Genomic DNA, 17,991 nt, shown 5'->3' on the forward strand with positions numbered 1-17,991 from the left:
CTGTCGGGGTGAGCGTCGATCAGAAGGTCCGGCCGCCGGGCGGCTTGGGAGTCAGCTTCACGGCCGCCGACGAGGAGAAGCGCCGGGGCGTCCGGCGGATGAAGCTGTTCGCGACCGGGCTGCTCGGGCTGGCCACGGTGGTGTTCGGTCTCGCCACCTGGGCCGAGGCGGCCGGAGCGGGCGCCTGGGCCGGCTACGTTGCGGCGGCCGCCGAGGCCGGCATGGTCGGTGCGCTGGCGGACTGGTTTGCCGTCACCGCGCTGTTCCGCCGCCCGTTCGGGCTGCCGATCCCGCACACCGCGATCATCCCGACCAAGAAGGACGCCTTCGGCCAGTCGCTCGGCGACTTCGTCGGCGACAACTTCCTCTCCGGCCCGGTGGTCCGGGACCGGCTGGGACGGATCGGCATCGCCCGCAGGCTCGGCGAGTGGCTGGCCGCGCCGGGCAGTGCCGAGCGGGTCACCAGCGAGGCGTCGGCCGCGCTGCGCGGGGTGCTCGCGGTGCTCAACGACGACGACGTGCAGGCCGTGGTGGCCGAGGCGGTCACCCGGCGGGCCGCCGCCACCTCGGTGGCCGAACCGGCCGGGCGACTGCTCGGCAGGGTGGTCGCCGAGGGCGGGCACCACGGGGTGGTGGACCTGATCGCCGTCCGGGTGCACGACTGGCTGACGGAGCATCACGAGGACGTGGTCGAGCGGGTCACCAGGAAGAGTCCCGGCTGGACCCCGAAGTTCATCGACCACCAGGTCGGCGAGCGGGTGCACAAGGAGCTGATGCGCTTCGTCACCCACATCAGGGACGACCCGCACCACCCGGCCAGGGGCGCGATCGACAACTTCCTGGCCGAGTTCGCGACCGAGCTCCAGCACGACCCGGAGACCATCGCCCGGGTCGAGGGGGCCAAGGCCGACCTGCTGGCCCGGCCCGAGGTGCAGGAGCTGATCGCCTCGTCCTGGTCGGCCGTCCGGACCCTGGTGCTGAGCGCCGCCGAGGACGAGCAGAGCGAGCTGCGCCGGCGGATCAGGGACGGCCTGCGCTCGTTCGGCGGCCGGCTGGCCACCGACACCAGGCTCCAGGCGAAGGCCGACGGCTGGCTGCAGGACGCCGCCGTGTACGTGGTGGAGACCTACCGGGCCGAGATCACCGCGCTGATCTCGGAGACCGTGGCGGGCTGGGACGCGGACGACGCCTCCCGCAAGATCGAGGCCAACGTCGGCCGCGACCTCCAGTTCATCCGGATCAACGGCACGGTGGTGGGTGCGCTGGCCGGACTGCTGATCCACACCGTGGCCATGGCCCTGGGCGGCTGAGGGCTGCGGTCACGGGCCCCGGTCGGGGGCCGGGGTCAAGGATCGGGTCGAGGGCCGGGGTTAGCATGGCGCGTCCGCATCGTACGAAGGAGAACGAAGTGCTGGCTGAGGGCAAGCGGGGCATCGAGGCGTTCATCGCGGGGATGCCCAAGGCCGAACTGCACGTGCACCACGTCGGCTCCGCCTCGCCGCGGGTGGTGGCCGAGCTGGCCGCCCGGCACGAGGGCAGGACCAGGGTGCCGCTCGACCCTGCCGCGCTGGCCGAGTACTTCACCTTCACCGACTTCGGGCACTTCATCGAGGTCTACCTGAGCGTGGTGGACCTGATCCGCGACGCCGAGGATGTCCGGGCGCTCACCTTCGGCGTGGCCGAGGACATGGCCCGGCAGAACATCCGCTACGCCGAGCTGACGGTCACCCCGTACTCCTCGGTCAGCCGGGGCATCCCCGACGTGGCCTTCATGGAGGCGATCGAGGACGCCAGGGTCGCCGCCGAGAAGGAACTCGGCGTGGTGCTGCGCTGGTGCTTCGACATCCCCGGCGAGGCCGGTCTCGCCGCCGCCGAGGAGACCGCCCGGCTGGCCGTGGACCTGGCGCCCGAGGGCCTGGTCAGCTTCGGGCTTGGCGGTCCCGAGGTCGGGGTGCCGCGCCCGCAGTTCAAGCCGTACTTCGACCGGGCCAGGGCGATCGGCCTGCACAGCGTCCCGCACGCCGGTGAGACCACCGGGCCCGAGACGGTCTGGGACGCCCTCCGGGTGCTCGGCGCCGAGCGGATCGGCCACGGCACCCACGCGGTCAAGGACCCCGCGCTGATGGACTGGCTCGGCGAGCAGCGCATCCCGCTTGAGGTCTGCCCGACCTCCAACATCGCCACCCGCGCGGTGGCGCGGATGGAGGAGCACCCGATCCGTCAGATGGTCGACGCCGGCCTGCTGGTGACCGTCAACAGCGACGACCCGCCGATGTTCGGCACCGACCTGAACACCGAGTACGCGGTCGCCGCCCGCCTGCTCGACCTGGACGAGTCCGGCGTCGCCGCCCTGGCCAGGAACGCCGTCGAGGCGTCCTTCCTGGACGCACCCGGCAAGGCCCGGATCATCGGTGAGATCGACCGGTACCTCGCCGGGTGGGACCGCGGCTGAGCTCAGCTCCGCGCGGAGAGCAGGAGGGCCGTCAGACCGGCAGGGGGATGGTGCTGCCGGTGGCGGCCGAGTTGCGGGCGGCTTCCAGGACGGTGAGGGTGGCGACCGCGTCGCGGGGGTCGACCGGGGGCGGGGTGCCGTCGGCGAGGGCGGTGGCGATGCCCGCGTAGTAGGCGGGGTAGTCGCCGGGGGCGGTGGGGTACGGGGCTGACGACTCGTCGGTGCCGAGCGTGCCGTCGTGGGCCGGGTCGGTGCCCCAGGGGGCGCCGTTGCCCGGGCGGCGGCCGGACCTGAGGTCGTTCTCCTGCGGGTCCATGCCGAACTTCACGTACCCGGCGGTGTCGCCGAGCACCCGCAGGCGGGGGCCGCCGAGTGCGGCGATCGCGCTGGTCCACAGGTGCGAGCGGACGCCCGACGCGTGGGTGAGGGCGAGGAAGGCGTCGTCGTCCACCACCGCGCCGTCCCGGCGGACGTCGATCTCGGCGTAGACCGACTCGACCGGGCCGAACAGCGTGAGGGCCTGGTCCACCAGATGACTGCCCAGGTCGTAGAGGGTGCCGCCGACCTCGGCCGGGTCGGCCAGCTCACGCCAGCCCGCCTTGGGCTTGGGCCGGAACCGCTCGAACCGGGACTCGAACCGGTGCACCCGGCCGAGCGAGCCGTCCTCGACCAGCCGCCGGGCGGTCAGGAAGTCGCCGTCCCAGCGCCGGTTCTGGAAGACCGACAGCAGGGTGCCGGTGCGCTCCGCGAACAGGCACAGCTCGGCCGCGTCGGCGGCGGTGGCGGCCAGCGGCTTGTCCACCACGGTGGGCAGCCCGGCGGTCAGGGCGGTACGGGCCAGCGGTACGTGCGTGCGGTTCGGGGAGGCGATCACCACCAGGTCGAGCCGGCCGTCGGCGGCCTGCTCGAACAACTGCTCCGGGGTGTCCAGCGGCCGGGCGCCCGGGTGCTCGCGGTGCAGCTGGGCGCGGCGGTCGGGGTTGGCGGTGACCACCGCGTCCAGCTGCAGTCCGGGGGTGGTGGCGATCAGCGGGGCGTGGAAGGCGGAGCCTGCCAGGCCGAAGCCGACCAGGCCGACACGGAACGGGGGGCGGGGCGCGCTGCTCATGCCCCTACTCAACCACGACCTCCGGCGTCCGGGTGGGAGCGCCGTCGGTGAGGTGACCCGGAGTCAGCGGGCGGGCCGGCCCTCGATCCGGCGACGGCGGTGCAGGACGGCGACGGCGCCGCCCGCCAGGACGAACGAGGTGCCGACGGCGGCCATCAGGCCGGTGGAGCGGTCGGTGCCCGTCGCGGCCAGCTGCGGGGCGGTGGCGCGTGCTTCCGGTGCGGCGGGTGCCCCGGGGGCGGTGGCGGGGACGGCTGCGGCGTGGTCGTGGTGCGCGGAGGTGTCCGAGGCCGGGACCACGGCGGCCGGGGCGGCGGCCGTACCGCTGCCGTCGAAGGCCACGTCGGAGCAGGTGTAGAACGCCTCCGGGCTGTCCGAACGCTGCCAGATCGCGTAGATCATCTGACGGCCGGTCCGGCCGGTCGGCACGGTCACCGGGAACGAGTAGTAGCCGTTCACCACCTGCGGGTCGGTGATGCTGGCGAACGGCGTGGCGTCCAGGTTCGACCAGCTCAGCGGGAGGTTCGGGTTGTAGCTGCTGTTGGTCATGAAGAGCTGGAACGTGCCCCGGTGCGGCGCGGTGGCCCGGAACTTGAACGTGGTGCTGGCGCCGGCGGTGAGGTTGGTGGCGGGCCAGTCGTTGCGGGCCAGGTCGAGTCCGACGAACTCGGCGGCGTTCGCGCTGCACAGGCGGCCGTCCGGGATCAGCTGGCGGTGCCGACCGGCGGCGTCGCCGATCCGGACGCCGTTCCAGTCGTACATCGCCTGGGTGCCGCCGACTGCGATGGCGGCCCTGCAGGCGGCCGACTTCGGCTGCTCGGGGTTCTCCAGGTAGCAGCCGTACACCCGGCTGAGCGGGTTCTGCAGGGAGCCGTGGGCGGTAGCGGTGCCGGTGCCGAGCAGGGTGGTGGCCAGTGCGGTGCCGGCGAGGGTGACCAGGACGGCGGTGCGACGGAGAGACATGGTGGGGGTGCTCCTTCAGCGGTGGGGGTCGCTGAGAAGTACGCTAGCCAGACACAGTATGGGAGTTGACGGTCACTCAGCTCCGTTAGGGAGCTCTTAAGCCTGTCTTGAGGCGGCCATGAGGATCGAGCCGAGGGGCGGAGCGGACCGTCCGGTGGGCGGGACGTACTCCCCTCGGGCAGGCGTGCGGATTAGGCTGTGCCCCGTCGGGGCAGCGCAGTATCCCTGGTGGCGCCCTCCGGGGCGCACCACCCTCACAGCTATCCGCACGACCTCGCACGACCTCGCACGACTTCGGGAGACACGCACGTGGCAGAGCGCAAGCCCATCGAGTCCTGGCTGACCGACATGGACGGTGTCCTCATTCACGAGGGCACGCCGATCCCCGGCGCGGAGGAGTTCCTCCGCCGCCTGCGGGAGTCCGGCAAGCCGTTCCTGGTGCTGACCAACAACTCCATCTACACCCCCCGGGACCTCAGCGCCCGGCTGGCCGGCATGGGCCTGGAGGTGCCGGAGGAGTGCATCTGGACCTCCGCCCTGGCCACCGCCAAGTTCCTCAAGGGCCAGCGCCCCGGCGGCACCGCGTACGTCATCGGCGAGGCCGGACTGACCACCGCGCTCTACCAGGCCGGCTACGTGCTGACCGACAAGGACCCGGACTACGTGGTCCTCGGCGAGACCCGTACCTACAGCTTCGAGGCGCTGACCAAGGCGATCCGCCTGATCAACGCCGGGGCGCGGTTCATCTGCACCAACCCCGACGAGACCGGCCCGTCCAACGAGGGCGTGCTGCCGGCCACCGGCTCGGTCGCGGCGCTGATCACCAAGGCGACCGGCGTCGACCCGTACTTCGTCGGCAAGCCCAACCCGCTGATGATGCGCGAGGCGCTGAACAGCGCGGGCGCCCACTCCGAGAGCGCCGTGATGATCGGCGACCGGATGGACACCGACATCGTCGCGGGCATGGAGGCCGGTATGGAGACCATCCTGGTGCTCACCGGCCTGACCGCCGAGGCCGACGTGGAGCGCTTCCCGTACCGGCCCACCCGGGTGGTCAAGTCGATCGCCGATCTGATCGAGCTGGTCTGACGTCTCCGCCCGCTTCCCGTCGCTTCCCGTGCCCCTCCGGTCCGGCTGGTCTCCAGCGGACCGGAGGGGCACGGGCGTGTCGGTGCGGGTGTGTAGCGTTCGGGGTGTCAATCGGGGGTCCGAGGCGGTGAGAGGCAGTGGGGCTGTGACTGAGCTGGTGGAGACGGTGGCCGGATTCGAGGTGCCGGAGTCCTGGCGCGGGGCGCTGGCAGGCGAGTTGGCGAAGCCGTACTTCGGCGAGCTGGCGGCCTTCGTGGCGGAGCAGCGGGCCGAGCACCAGGTCTTCCCGCCCAGCGGGCAGGAGTTCGCGGCGCTGGCGGCCACGCCGTACGACAAGGTCCGGGTACTGGTGCTCGGGCAGGACCCGTACCACGACGACAACCAGGCGCACGGGATGAGCTTCTCGGTGCAGCCCGGCGTCAAGACGCCGCCCTCGCTGCGGAACATGTTCAAGGAGCTGGACGCCGACCTCGGCATCCCCGCCCCCGACAACGGCTACCTGATGCACTGGGCCGAGCAGGGTGTGCTGCTGCTCAACGCGGTGCTCACGGTGCGGGCGCACGAGGCCAACTCGCACAAGGGCAAGGGCTGGGAGAAGTTCACCGACGCGGTGATCACGGCGGTCAGCGACCGGCCCGAGCCGTGCGTCTTCGTGCTCTGGGGAAACTACGCGAAGAAGAAGCTGCCGCTGATCGACACCTCCCGGCACGTGGTGGTGCAGGGGGCGCACCCCTCGCCGCTGTCGGCCCGGCTGTTCTTCGGCAGCCGCCCGTTCTCGCAGATCAACGAGGCGCTGACCGGGTTCGGCAGCGAGCCGATCGACTGGCGGGTGCCGAACCTGGCCGAGCAGGGCTGACGGTTCGTCCGGCCCCGGCCGACGCGCCCGTGGAGGGGGCGGGCGCGTCGGCCCCGGGCTGTCCGGTGGTGGGTCAGAGCAGCTTCGGGCCGGTGGCGGCCTGCACCTCCTCGCGGGTGTGGCCGGGGGCGACCTCGACCAGGCGGAGGCCGTCGGGGGTGACGTCGATGACGGCCAGGTCGGTGACGATCCGGTGCACCACGGCCCGGCCGGTGGCGGGCAGGGAGAGCTCGTCGACGATCTTCGGGGAGCCGTCCCGGGTGGTGTGCTCCATCACCACGATCAGCCGTCGGGCGCCGTGCACGAGGTCCATGGCGCCGCCCATGCCCTTGACCATCTTGCCGGGGATCATCCAGTTGGCCAGGTCACCTGCGGCGGAGACCTGCATCGCGCCGAGCACCGAGACGTCGATCCGGCCGGCCCGGATCATGCCGAAGGAGAAGGCGGAGTCGAAGTACGCGGCGCCGTCGGCGACGGTGACCGTCTCCTTGCCCGCGTTGATCAGGTCGGGGTGCTCCGCGCCGTCGTACGGATAGGGGCCGACGCCGAGGATGCCGTTCTCCGAGTGCAGGACGACGTGCACGCCGGGCGGCAGGTGACCGGGGATCAGGGTGGGGAGCCCGATGCCCAGGTTGACGTACTGGCCGTCGCGGAGCTCGCGTGCTGCCCGGGCGGCCAGGGCGTCGCGCGGGTCGAGGGAGCGGTCGGTGGGGCGGTCGGCGGCGGGGGTGGTGGCGGCGGTGGTCATGCTCAGCTCCCGTGGGCGGTGGTGGAGTTGGCGGGCAGGGGCTGGACGGTGCGCCGTTCGATCCGGCGGTCCGTGGGGTCGGCGGCGACCACCCGGTCGACGTAGACGCCGGGCAGGTGGATCGCGTCCGGCAGGAGCTCGCCGGGCTCGACGATCCGGTCCGCCTCGACCACGGTGATCCGGCCGACGGTTGCGCAGAGCGGGTTGAAGTTGCGGGCGGCGGCGTTGAAGACGCAGTTGCCCTGCCGGTCGGCCACCTCGGCGCGGACCAGGGCGTAGTCGGCGGTGATCGCCTCCTCCAGCAGGTACCGCCGCCCGCCGAACTCCCGTACCTCCTTGGGCGGTGAGGCCAACGCGACGCTCCCGTCGGGGGCGTACCGCCAGGGCAGGCCACCCTCCTCGACCTGGGTGCCGACCCCCGCCGGGGTGAAGAAGGCGGGGATGCCCGCGCCGCCCGCTCGCAGCCGCTCGGCCAGCGTTCCCTGCGGGGTGAGCTCGACCTCCAGCTCGCCGGAGAGGTACTGCCGGGCGAACTCCTTGTTCTCGCCCACGTACGAGGAGGTCATCCGGGCGATCCGGCCGGCCCGCAGGAGCAGACCGAGCCCCCAGTCGTCCACCCCGCAGTTGTTGGACACCACCCGCAGACCGGAGGTGCCGGCGCTGACCAGGGCGCCGATCAGCGTGCTCGGAATGCCGCAGAGGCCGAAGCCGCCGACGGCGAGCGTCGCGCCGTCGGGGATGTCCTCGACTGCGCGGGCGGGGGAGTCCAGGACCTTGTCCAAGGGGGTCACCTCATGAGGGGGTTTCGGGAGGGTGCCGCAGGAGGCCGGGACCTTGCTGCGCCCACCACCTTCCCCGCAGCGGGGCGGCATTCTCCATGGCGACGGTGGCCATGGGGGTGGCCGGTTCCGTGGCGATCAGGCACATGGGTGCGGGTGACGGGTCGGGATATGGCTGTCCGGCACACGTCGACGGCTGACGCTGCGTCGGCCCGTCACATGTCGCCCACCTGATGGCGCACCTACGGTTCCGGCATCCACCACCGCCGTGTCGTCCGTTGACACGTGTCAGTCGTCAGGAGTCGGCCATCATGCGCAGTTCGACCAACCGCCCCAGACCCGCAGCTCAGGCCGCGCGACCGCTTGCTCGGTCGAGTGCTCGCCCGGGGGCCCCATCGGGTGTTCGCTCGGATGCTGCGTCGGTTGCCCGTCGGGGGAGTCGACGCCTGCTCGCCGCTGCGCTGGGCGGTCTGCTCGCGGTGACCGTGGTCAGCTGCGCCAAGGCCGGCACGGCGGGCACCACGGCGGGCACCACGGCGGGCGATGCCGGTGGTGGTGGGGGTGCGGGTGGCGGCAAGGCGCCGGTGAAGGTCGGTCTGGTGTACTCGAAGACCGGTCCGCTCGCGGCCTACGGCAAGCAGTACCTGGACGGCTTCAAGGCGGGCCTCGACTACGCGACCAAGGGCACCGGCGCGGTGGACGGTCACAAGATCGAGATCGCCGAGCAGGACGACGCGGGCGACCCGGCCAAGGCCGTCTCCGCCGCCAAGGACCTGATCGGCAAGGGCCACAAGATCCTCGCCGGTTCGACCGCGTCGGGCGTGGCGCTCCAGGTGGGACCGATCGCGGCGCAGAACAAGGTGCTTTTCATCAGCGGTTCAGCCGCCACCGACAAGGTCACCGGACTGAACAAGTACACCTTCCGCTCGGGTCGGCAGTCGTACCAGGACATTCGTACGGCCGCCTCGTTCATCGGTGAGGCCAAGGGCAAGAAGGTCACGGTGCTCGCCCAGGACAACGCCTTCGGGCAGGGCAACGTAGCGGCCGTGAAGGCGGTGCTGGGCGGTCAGGGCGCGACGGTGGAGTCGGTGCTCGCCCCGCCGAGCGCGACCGACCTCACGCCGTTCGCCACCCAGGCGAAGTCGGCCAAGCCCGACCTGCTGTACGTCGCCTGGGCGGGGGAGACCGCGTCCGCGCTCTGGACCTCGCTCAACCAGCAGGACGTCTTCGGCTCGACCAAGGTGGTGACCGGTCTCGACCTGGCGGCCTCCTACCCGCTCTTCGGCCCGGCGGCCGACAAGATCTCCTTCCTGAACCACTACTTCGACGGCGCGGCCGGCACCGAGGTCGAGAAGGCGATGACCGCTGCCGTCGGCAAGACCGGCGGGAAGCCGGACATCTTCACTCCCGACGGCTTCACCGCCGCACAGTTGGTGGTGCACGCGATCGAGGCCAACAAGGGCTCTGCCGACGACGTCGACGCCCTGGTGAGGGCACTGGAGGGGTGGAGCTTCGACGGGGTCAAGGGCAAGCTGACCGTCCGGGCCGAGGACCACGCGCTGCTGCAGCCGATGTTCCAGGTGAAGCTGACCGGGACCGGTGCGGATGCCAGGCCGACGGTGGAGAAGATCCTCCCCGCCGACCAGGTGGCACCCCCGGCCACCCCGATCGCGGGCTGATCCACATGTCGGACCGCCCGGCTGAAACCGGCCCGTCAGCTGCAGCCCTTGCGGCTGACGCGTCGGCCAGTGCGGCAGCCTCGGGGAGAGTGGTGACGGGTATGGGTATGGGTACGGGTACGGGTAGGGGGACGGGGTCGGGTACGCGTACAGGGACGTCGGCGGAGGCCCCGTTCGATTCGGTGCTGCGGCTGCGCGGGGTTGGCTGGTCGGTCCGTGGTGTGCCGATCGTCGAGGACGTCTCCTTCGACGTGCACGAGGGCGAGTTCATCGCCTTCATCGGCCCGAACGGTGCGGGCAAGACCTCCCTGTTCAACCTGATTTCCGGGATCAACCCGGCGACCCACGGAGCCATCGAGCTCGACGGAGCGGACATCACCACCGAGTCGGTGCACGGTCGGGCCCGACGAGGGCTGGGCCGCACCTTTCAGACCTCCTCCTTGTGGAACGGGATGACCGTGGCCGACCACGTCCGACTGGCCGCCCAGGCGGCGGCCGGGCCGGGCGCCTCGTACCGGATCTGGCGCCGGGCCGGCCGGTACGCCGCACAGGTGGCCGAGACCCTGGAGCGGACCGAACTCGCCCACCGGGCCGACAGTCTGGCGGGCGCCCTGTCGCATGGTGAGAAGCGCAAGTTGGAGTTGGCCGTCCTGCTGGTCTCGGACCCCAGGCTGATCCTCCTAGACGAGCCGATGGCCGGAGTCAGTGCGGAGGAGGTCCCGGCCCTGACCGCCCTGATCCGCTCCGTGCACCGGGACCTCGGCCGCACCGTGTTGATGGTCGAGCACCACATGGACGTCCTGCTCGGCCTCGCGGACCGGCTCGCCGTGATGCACCACGGCACGCTGCTCGCGCTCGACACCCCTGCTGCGGTGATGGCCGACGCCACGGTGCAACAGGCTTACCTGGGAGAGGGACTGTGACGGACTCCTCGTTCCTGAACGATGCTGCGGGTGCGGGTGCGGGTGCGGGTGCGGGTGCGGGTGCGGGTGCGGGGCCGGGTGCTGCTGCCTCTACTGGTCCGGCTGAGGCAGAGCCGCTGCTGACGGTGCGTGGCCTGCGGGTGGTGATCGACGGGTTGCACATCCTGCACGGGGTGGACCTGGACGTCGCGCCGAGCGGGGTCACCGCTCTGCTCGGGCGCAACGGCGCGGGGAAGACCACCACGGTCAAGGCGATCACGGGACTGGTGCCGCGTACCGGGAGCCTGCGGTTCGCGGGCACCGAACTTGTCAGGCTGCCGACTCACCTGGTGGTCCGTCAGGGCATCGGCTACGCACCGGAGGACCGGGGGATCTTCGCCGGCCTGACCGTAGCCGAGAATCTCCGCCTGGCCGAACGCGACAGCTCCCCGGCGTACCACCTGGTCCATGAGCTCTTTCCGGAACTCCGGCAGCGCGCGCGGCAGTTGGCCGGGACGCTGTCAGGCGGGCAGCAGCAGATGGTGGCGATCGGGCGGACCCTGCTCAACGGCAACCGCCTGATCATCGCCGACGAGCCGACCAAGGGTCTGGCGCCGAGGATCGTGGCCGAGGTCGCCGACGTGTTGGAGCGGGCCGCCGCGACGGTGCCCGTCCTGCTGGTCGAGCAGAACCTCGCCCTGGTCCGCCGACTGGCCGGCACCTGTGCCGTACTGGCCGACGGCCGGACCGCCCACCAGGGTGGCACCGCCGAGCTGTTGGCCGACGAGGAGGCCGCCCGCCGACTGCTCGGAGTCGGCCGCCCCACGCCCGGCCCCACTGCTCGTCCTGGCCCGTCGCCTGCGTCGACCGTCGCCGTACCCCCTCCCGCCGCTCCGACTGCCGCTGTCACCAAGGAGGTGGCTCCCTGATGGACACTGTCGTCCTCCTCACCTGCACCGGTCTCGGACTGGGTGCGCTCTACTTCCTGGTCGCCTCCGGGCTCTCCCTGATCTTCGGGCTGATGGACGTGCTCAACTTCGCCCACGGGGCGCTGCTCTCGGTCGGTGCGTACGCCACCTGGTGGGCGGGCACCGAGGGCGGGATGGGCTTCTGGCCGGCGGTCGTCTTCGGTACGGCGGTCGGGACGGTCGCGGCCGTCCTGCTGGAACTGGTGCTGATCCGTCCTCTCTACAACCGGCCCCGGGACCAGATCCTGGCCACGGTCGGTGTCGGTCTCGCGGTACCCGCCCTGCTGATGGGGATCTGGGGTGCGGACTCCCGTCCCTTCCCCCAACCCGCCGCGCTCTCAGGCACGGTGGAACTGCTCGGCGCGATCGTCCCGGTCAATCGCTTCGTGTTGCTCGCGGCCGCGGCCGTCGTCCTGGTGGCGCTGCGGCTTTTCCTGAGCCGGACCCGGTACGGCCTGGTGGTCCGGGCCGGCGTCGAGAACCGTGCGATGGTGACGGCCCTGGGCATCGATGTCCGCAAGGCGTTCACGCTGGTCTTCGCGATCGGTGGCGCGGCCGCTGCTCTCGGCGGGGCGCTCAGCGGCCTCTACTTCGGCTCGGTCCACCCCGGCCAGGGGACCAGCCTGCTCATCTTCGCCTTCGTCGTGGTCGTGATGGGAGGCATGGGCTCCGTCACCGGAGCGGCAGTGGCCTCCGTCGTGGTGGGCCTCGTCCAGCAGTTCGCCAACTACTACACCGCTGCCGGGCTCGGCGACCTCTCGGTCGTCGTGCTGCTGGCCGTGCTGCTCCTGGTACGGCCGCGCGGACTCACCGGGAGGCTCGCGTGAGCACTGACACCTCAACCACGAGCACCGGAAGCGCCGCTGACGGGAAGTCTGCTGCATCGGGGGTGGATCACACCATCCCTCGAACGGGTGAACCAATCACGGAACGCTCGACACCGATATACAGAGCGCTACGCTGGTGGCCGATCGCTCTGCTGATCCTGTTCCTTGTCGCCCCATACAGTGCGCTTCCGCTTCCCGGACTCCTCGACGGCCCGCTCGGCAGCCCCGGAAGCCTGCAACTCATCGCCCTCTGCCTGGTCTACGGGGCGCTGGCCACCGGTTACGACCTCCTGCTCGGCCGTACCGGTCTGCTCTCCTTCGGGCACGCGCTCTACTTCGCCACCGGTCTCTACGCGACCGACCTCGCGATGCTCGAACTCCACCTCCCGTTCGCCGCCGCCGCGCTCTTCGGCGTCGGCTGCTCCATCGGCCTCGCGCTGCTGCTCGGCTCGGTCAGCCTGCGGGTGACCGGCATCGGGTTCTCGATGGTGACGCTCGCGTTCGCCCAGGCCGGCTCGATCCTGGTCCAGCGCAACCCCGGCGGGGTGACCGGTGGCGAGGAGGGGCGGGCCGTGCCGTCCGGGATGCTGCCCGATGGCCTGGTCGGCATCGAGAACACCGCCAACCTCTACTGGATCGCCCTCGGCTACCTGGTGCTGACCCTGGCCGTCGTCCACTGGACCGTCAGCTCTCCCATCGGCCGCGTCTGGGAGGGCATCAAGGAGAACGAGCGCCGGGTCGAGGTGCTCGGCCTGCGCCCGTACGGCTTCAAGTTGGTGGCCTTCGTCATCGCCGGCGGCCTGGCGGGGGCCGGCGGCGTGGTCTACCTGTTGCTGACGGGCGGTGCGACCCCGCAGGCGGCCACCTCGGACGCGACCCTCGCGCTGCTGGTGATGGTCGTGCTCGGCGGTTCGGGCACGCGATGGGGCCCGCTGCTCGGCGGTGTCCTCTACACCTGGGCAGGTCACCGGTTGGGTGACCTGGCAAACTCCTCCGCCATCGCGGACCTCCCGGCCGTGCTCCGGGTACCGCTGTCGCAGCCGCTCTTCCTGCTCGGCGCACTTTTCGTCGCCGTGGTCTATCTGCTCCCCGGCGGTCTGGCCAAGCTACCGACCCGTATCCGAGCCGGCCGCTCCGGCACCGGCAAGGTCGGACTTCCCGGCCCGGCTCGCCCCCTGGAAGGTGGCACCACGTGAGCTCCGGACCCGCCCGCTACGAAGAGTTGACCGTCCCCGTCCCGGGCGGCGAACTGGCGGTGCTCCGGTGGCCGGCCACCGAACCCGGCGCCCCGACCGTGCTGGCCCTGCACGGCATCGCCGCGAACGCCCTGGCCTGGAGCGAGGTGGCCCGTCACCTCGCCGGCCGGGCCACCCTGATCGCTCCCGACCTGCGCGGTCGGGCAGCCAGCCGGACGGTCGCCGGGCCCTACGGTCTGGCTCGGCACGCCGACGATATGGCCGTCCTGGTGGCGGCGCTCGGCCTCGGTCCGGTGCGGCTCACCGGGCACTCGATGGGTGCCTGGATAGCGGCGCTCGCCACCGTCAGGCACCCCGAACTGGCCGCCTCGCTACTCCTGGTGGACGGAGCGGTCAGCTTCCCGTTGCCGCCCGGAGTGACCGAGGACGCCGCACTGGCCGCCGTCCTCGGCCCCGCGCTGGCGAAGCTGTCGATGACCTTCCCGAGCCGGGACGCCTACCGGACGTTCTGGCAGCAGCACCCGGCCTTCGCCGGAGCGTGGACGGCTGAGCTGGACGCCTACATCCAACGGGACCTGGTCGGCGCCGAGCCCGAGCTCCGGTCCTCCTGCGTGCCGGAGGCGATCCGGCAGGACGGCGGCGAGGTCCTGGTCGACAAGGACGCCGCCGGGGCCGTCCACCGACTGCCGCTACCCGCCGAGCTGCTCTGGGCCGAGCGTGGCCTGATGGACGAGCCGCAGGGCCTGTACGACCTGAACAGGTTCGAGCTCGCGGGGCTCGACCTGGAGCGGGTCAGGGCGACCCCGGTGCCGGACACCAACCACTACACGATCCTGACCGGTCAGGCCGGCGCCGAGCAGATCGTGCGGCGACTGCTCGCCGACTGACCTGCCGTCAGTGGGCCGACAGCGAGCCCTTGACGCCGTACCTGATCCCGAGCTGACGGGGCGTCTGCGGAGCGACGCCTCGGGCCCTTCCAGAGTGTGTCCGGAAGAGCCCGAGTGGGGACGTTCGACAGGAGGTGCCAGTTCGGCAGCGGGTAGGCGCGCGTCGGCGGCCCGGCTCAGACCGTCTCGGCGGCGAGGCGCTCGGCCATCCGCCCGGCGATGAGGTTGCCGACGGCGATTCCGCAGGTGATGGCGGCGGCGAGCATGACCGGGCCGAGCCAGACCATGGTCTCGACCGGGAAGGTGTACGCGCCGACGACCTTGGCCGCGCACTCGATGAGCAATGCGGTGCCCCAGACGAGGGAGAAGTTCCGCTCGTTCCGGCGGAAGGCGGCGTCCCCGGCGGAGAGCCGCAGCCAGGCCGCCTCCCGGTCAGCCTTGTTCTGGACCAGGAAGGGCCGCAGCCCGGCACTCATCACCGGTCGGCCGAGCAGCGCCGAGATCACGATCGCACCGCCGATCACACTGGAGACGGCGCCGTCCTTGGCGATCATCAGCCGGGCGTCACCCGCTACGGCGGACAGCGCGATCCCCACCATGTTGACGGCCAGCATCAGCAGCGCGAGCGCGTTCACCGGACGCCGCCGGACCAGGCTCGCCACCGTCCGGACGGCCGGCACCGCACTGCCGAGGCCGAGTGCGGTGACCAGGCTCAGGCCGAACAGCGAGTGGGCCGCGAAGTACACGGCCAGCGGCAGTGCCACGTCCACGGCCAGCGGGGCGAGCGCGGCGATCCTCGGGTCCACCCCCGTGCCACGCGGCTCGGTGGTGACGGCGCCGGCCAGAGCGCTGCGGTCGTTCTGACCGCCGCTGGCCTGAGCGCCGCTGGCCTGAGCGCCGATGGTCCGAACGCCGGTGGTCCGAGTGCTGGTGGTGAGTGCCATCGCTGTGTCCCCTGTCCGATGATTCCCCGGCGGCTCTCTGCTGCCTCAATGAGAGTCCCGCGACAGGGGTACGGCTCGGCAGTGCCGCCGGTGACGACATCCCAATGACAGATGTCACGGCGGAACTGACCTTCCGTCAGCCTGCCGAGCCGAGGAAGGCGGGCCAGCCCTCCGCAGGCGCCTTGCCCACGCCGAGGGTCCGCAGCTTCCGCAGCGTCGACTGGTCCTGGACCTCCAGCCACTCGACCAACTGACGGAACGACACCAGCCGGACCTCGGGCTTGTCCGCGATCACCTTGAGCGCCTCCTCGACGGCGTCCATGTAGATGCCGCCGTTCCACTGCTCGAAGTGGTTGCCGATGAACAGCGGCGCGCGGTTGGAGTTGTAGGCGCGGTCGAAGCCGGCCAGGTAGGCGTCCTTGGCCTGGCCGCGCCAGGTGTCGTACTTGGCAGGGTCACCCTTCGTGCTGCCCGCGGACTGGTTGGCCAGGATGTTGTAATCCATCGAGAGCACCTGGAAGCCGTGCCCGGGGAAGGGGATGGACTGCAGCGGGAAGTCCCAGATCTTCCCGTCCTGCACCTTCTGCGGCCAGATCTGCAGACCGCCCGACGAGCTGGCGTCGTACTTCCACCCCAGCTTGACCGCTGTCGGCAGCAGTGCCTTCTGCCCCTCCAGGCACGGGGTTCGACCGCCGATCAGCTCCTTCCTGTAGTCGAAGGGGAGCGGGTCGACATCGGTGAAGCCGGTGTTGGTCTTCCACTGGGTGACGAAGGCGATGGCCTGGTCGATCTCGCTCTGCCAGTCGTCGGGGCTCCACTTGTTGACGCCGTTGCCGTCGGAGCGGCTGGAGCAGAAGTGCCCGTTGAAGTGCGTGCCGATCTCGTGCCCGGCCAGCCACGCCTGGCTGATCAGCTTGATGGTGCTCTTCACCGCGTTGTCGGAGAGGAACGGGATGTCGGACGCGCCGACCGAGTGCTGCGGTGGGTGGTAGAGGTTCGACTTGCCCTTCGGCAGGGTGTAGATGCCGGAGAGGAAGAAGGTCATGGTGGCCTTGTACTGCTCGGCCAGCTTGAGGAACCTCGGGAACTGGTTGTCGTCGGTGCCGCCGGCGCCGTCCCAGGAGAAGACCACGAACTGCGGCGGGCGCTCACCGGGCTTGAGCTTCTCGGGCTTCGGCTGGTTGGGCTGGGCCCCGGTGTCCGACGTGGAGCCGTCCCCGATCGGCTTGCCCTTCACCGAGGCGCTGCTCGAACTCCCGCTGGACCCGGCCGCCGGGCTCCCCGGCGTGGACGTCCCGGCTCCCGAACCGCCGCCCCCGGAGCCGTTGTCGCCACAGGCGGCCACCGCTCCGAGGGCCGCCGTGGCGGCAGTGGCACTGAGCACGGTCCTGCGCGAGATGCTGCCCATGGTCTCCCCAGCCGTAGTGCATCCGAGTGTCCACGCGGAAAAATCGGATATTGATGGATATTTCAGCGCCAGCATGCCACGTGGGATGAGAGCACTTCAAAGCCCCTTCGCTGCGGGACAACACGCAGCCAAGGGGCGTCCGGCTCCACGATAGGAGCACTGTTGCAGTCTTGGGACAGTTCCCCGGAACGCCGCCCATCGACGGGCACATCCGACCCACCAGGCACATCCGACCGACGGGGAGAATCCGACCGGGCAGACTCGACCAGAGCGCGGGTACCGGGAGAGCGCCTGGCGGGCGTCAGGTGAGCGCGAGCTCGCGGCGCCGACGGCGGACCACGCGCGCCACCGCCGTACTGATCGTGGTTGCCGCGACGCAGGAGACCACCAGGCTCAGCCACTCGGTGTTGAACCAGTGGCTGTTCAGCCAGCCCAGGCTCACGATGTACGAGGCCCAGATCAGCGCGGCCAGCGCCGACATCCTGAGGAAGCGGCGCGAGGAGGAGGAAGAGTGGCCGACTGCCAGGTCGAGGACGGTCCGTCCGGCCGGGACGAAACGGGCCACGATCACCACGGCTGCGGCGGTCCGACTGGTCTGGCCGGTGAAGTAGTGCTGCAGCCGTTCGACGCTGGCAGCCAGTTCAGGGCGGTCGTCGAGTCGGCGCTGTACCCGGGGTGAACCACGGCGGGCGAGGTTCAGAAGAACGTAGTCACCCAGGAAGGAGGCCACCGCGACACCGGCCCCGAGCAGCAGCGGCGCACCGTCCACCTCGGTGGTGTTCAGGACGGCCAGGATCACCAGGGTGCCGCTGGGCAGGAACGGGAGGAAGGCGTCGCCGAGTACGGCAAAGAGCGCCAGTACGCAGATCCATACCGGCCCTACCAGCGCTGCGGCGTCCAAGGCGATGCTCCCTCAACAAGTCTCCGGGAGGTGTCCCGTTGACTACGGGGGTAAACGCTAGCGGCTTGAAGTTTCATGCCATGAAGCACCCCCACGTGTCGCGCATCACGATACGGCCCCAGGAGTGGTCGCCGAGCAGTGGCCGAGAGGGCAAGGTCCTGAGAATTGGCGTGAGCCCCTGAGGCGGGGTGCCGCTCCAGGGGCTCACAGGGGTCCAGCGGAACCGATCCGGTCCGCCGACCTTGCAGGTGAGGATGGGGCGCGCTGGTGCACTGCCCCTGCCG

Annotated in this window: 17 protein-coding genes; 10 read left to right on the forward strand and 7 right to left on the reverse strand. The window is 71.1% G+C overall.

The window, feature by feature from the left end:
• The first annotated feature begins 8 nt into the window (after positions 1-8).
• Positions 9-1,310, forward strand: a complete 1,302-nt coding sequence (locus ACKUU6_RS21240; RefSeq protein ID WP_407990142.1) for a DUF445 domain-containing protein — start codon at positions 9-11, stop codon at positions 1,308-1,310.
• Positions 1,311-1,375: 65 nt separating this feature from the next.
• Complete coding sequence (locus ACKUU6_RS21245) at positions 1,376-2,452, forward strand: adenosine deaminase (protein ID WP_407990143.1); 1,077 nt, start codon at positions 1,376-1,378, stop codon at positions 2,450-2,452.
• Positions 2,453-2,483: 31 nt separating this feature from the next.
• Here ACKUU6_RS21245 and ACKUU6_RS21250 read toward each other — a convergent pair whose 3' ends face one another.
• A complete protein-coding gene (locus ACKUU6_RS21250; RefSeq protein WP_407990144.1) occupies positions 2,484-3,560 on the reverse strand; it encodes a Gfo/Idh/MocA family oxidoreductase in 1,077 nt (358 codons plus the stop codon).
• Between the two features lie 63 nt (positions 3,561-3,623).
• Positions 3,624-4,523 carry a lytic polysaccharide monooxygenase auxiliary activity family 9 protein gene (locus tag ACKUU6_RS21255; protein ID WP_407990145.1) on the reverse strand — a complete coding sequence of 300 codons (900 nt, stop codon included), beginning with the start codon at positions 4,521-4,523 and terminating at the stop codon, positions 3,624-3,626.
• A gap of 309 nt (positions 4,524-4,832) precedes the next feature.
• Between ACKUU6_RS21255 and ACKUU6_RS21260 the strand changes: the two genes are divergently transcribed.
• Together ACKUU6_RS21260 and ACKUU6_RS21265 are read left to right on the forward strand one after the other, a co-directional pair.
• On the forward strand, positions 4,833-5,612 hold the full coding sequence (locus ACKUU6_RS21260; RefSeq protein WP_407990146.1) for an HAD-IIA family hydrolase: 780 nt from the start codon (positions 4,833-4,835) through the stop codon (positions 5,610-5,612).
• Positions 5,613-5,757: 145 nt separating this feature from the next.
• Positions 5,758-6,468 (forward strand): uracil-DNA glycosylase, encoded by a 711-nt coding sequence (locus ACKUU6_RS21265; RefSeq protein WP_407990147.1) that lies wholly within the window; start codon positions 5,758-5,760, stop codon positions 6,466-6,468.
• Between the two features lie 73 nt (positions 6,469-6,541).
• On the opposite strand, the gene ACKUU6_RS21270 is transcribed toward ACKUU6_RS21265, so the two are convergent.
• Both ACKUU6_RS21270 and ACKUU6_RS21275 read right to left on the reverse strand, forming a co-directional pair.
• A complete protein-coding gene (locus ACKUU6_RS21270) occupies positions 6,542-7,216 on the reverse strand; it encodes a 3-oxoacid CoA-transferase subunit B (RefSeq protein WP_407990148.1) in 675 nt (224 codons plus the stop codon).
• A 2-nt stretch (positions 7,217-7,218) separates the two neighbouring features.
• Entirely contained in the window at positions 7,219-7,998 is a 780-nt protein-coding gene (locus tag ACKUU6_RS21275) for a CoA transferase subunit A (protein WP_407990149.1), read from the reverse strand.
• Positions 7,999-8,474: 476 nt separating this feature from the next.
• On the opposite strand from ACKUU6_RS21275, the gene ACKUU6_RS21280 reads away from it, so the two are divergent.
• From ACKUU6_RS21280 to ACKUU6_RS21305, 6 genes are all read left to right on the forward strand, one after another.
• A complete protein-coding gene (locus ACKUU6_RS21280) occupies positions 8,475-9,674 on the forward strand; it encodes a substrate-binding domain-containing protein (protein ID WP_407990150.1) in 1,200 nt (399 codons plus the stop codon).
• Positions 9,675-9,856: 182 nt separating this feature from the next.
• A complete protein-coding gene (locus ACKUU6_RS21285; RefSeq protein ID WP_407990151.1) occupies positions 9,857-10,597 on the forward strand; it encodes an ABC transporter ATP-binding protein in 741 nt (246 codons plus the stop codon).
• A 125-nt stretch (positions 10,598-10,722) separates the two neighbouring features.
• The gene (locus ACKUU6_RS21290; RefSeq protein ID WP_407992190.1) at positions 10,723-11,505 is read left to right on the forward strand and encodes an ABC transporter ATP-binding protein; all 783 of its coding nucleotides are present in this window, start codon (positions 10,723-10,725) and stop codon (positions 11,503-11,505) included.
• Complete coding sequence (locus ACKUU6_RS21295; RefSeq protein ID WP_407990152.1) at positions 11,505-12,371, forward strand: branched-chain amino acid ABC transporter permease; 867 nt, start codon at positions 11,505-11,507, stop codon at positions 12,369-12,371. Before ACKUU6_RS21290 ends, ACKUU6_RS21295 begins: the two co-directional genes overlap by 1 nt.
• A gap of 62 nt (positions 12,372-12,433) precedes the next feature.
• Positions 12,434-13,567: a branched-chain amino acid ABC transporter permease gene (locus ACKUU6_RS21300; RefSeq protein WP_407990153.1), complete on the forward strand. Its 1,134-nt coding sequence runs from the start codon at positions 12,434-12,436 to the stop codon at positions 13,565-13,567.
• A complete protein-coding gene (locus ACKUU6_RS21305) occupies positions 13,564-14,454 on the forward strand; it encodes an alpha/beta hydrolase (protein WP_407990154.1) in 891 nt (296 codons plus the stop codon). The genes ACKUU6_RS21300 and ACKUU6_RS21305 overlap by 4 nt, the downstream gene beginning before the upstream one ends.
• A 176-nt stretch (positions 14,455-14,630) precedes the next feature.
• On the opposite strand, the gene ACKUU6_RS21310 is transcribed toward ACKUU6_RS21305, so the two are convergent.
• The 3 genes from ACKUU6_RS21310 to ACKUU6_RS21320 form a co-directional block, all read right to left on the reverse strand.
• On the reverse strand, positions 14,631-15,398 hold the full coding sequence (locus ACKUU6_RS21310) for a VC0807 family protein (protein ID WP_407990155.1): 768 nt from the start codon (positions 15,396-15,398) through the stop codon (positions 14,631-14,633).
• Positions 15,399-15,534: 136 nt separating this feature from the next.
• Entirely contained in the window at positions 15,535-16,806 is a 1,272-nt protein-coding gene (locus tag ACKUU6_RS21315) for a hypothetical protein (RefSeq protein ID WP_407990156.1), read from the reverse strand.
• 301 nt (positions 16,807-17,107) lie between these two features.
• Positions 17,108-17,707 (reverse strand): DedA family protein, encoded by a 600-nt coding sequence (locus ACKUU6_RS21320; RefSeq protein WP_407990157.1) that lies wholly within the window; start codon positions 17,705-17,707, stop codon positions 17,108-17,110.
• Between the last annotated feature and the right edge of the window lie 284 nt (positions 17,708-17,991).

The organism is Kitasatospora sp. CMC57, from assembly GCF_045866025.2.
In the GTDB taxonomy this organism is placed as follows: Bacteria; Actinomycetota; Actinomycetes; order Streptomycetales; family Streptomycetaceae; genus Kitasatospora.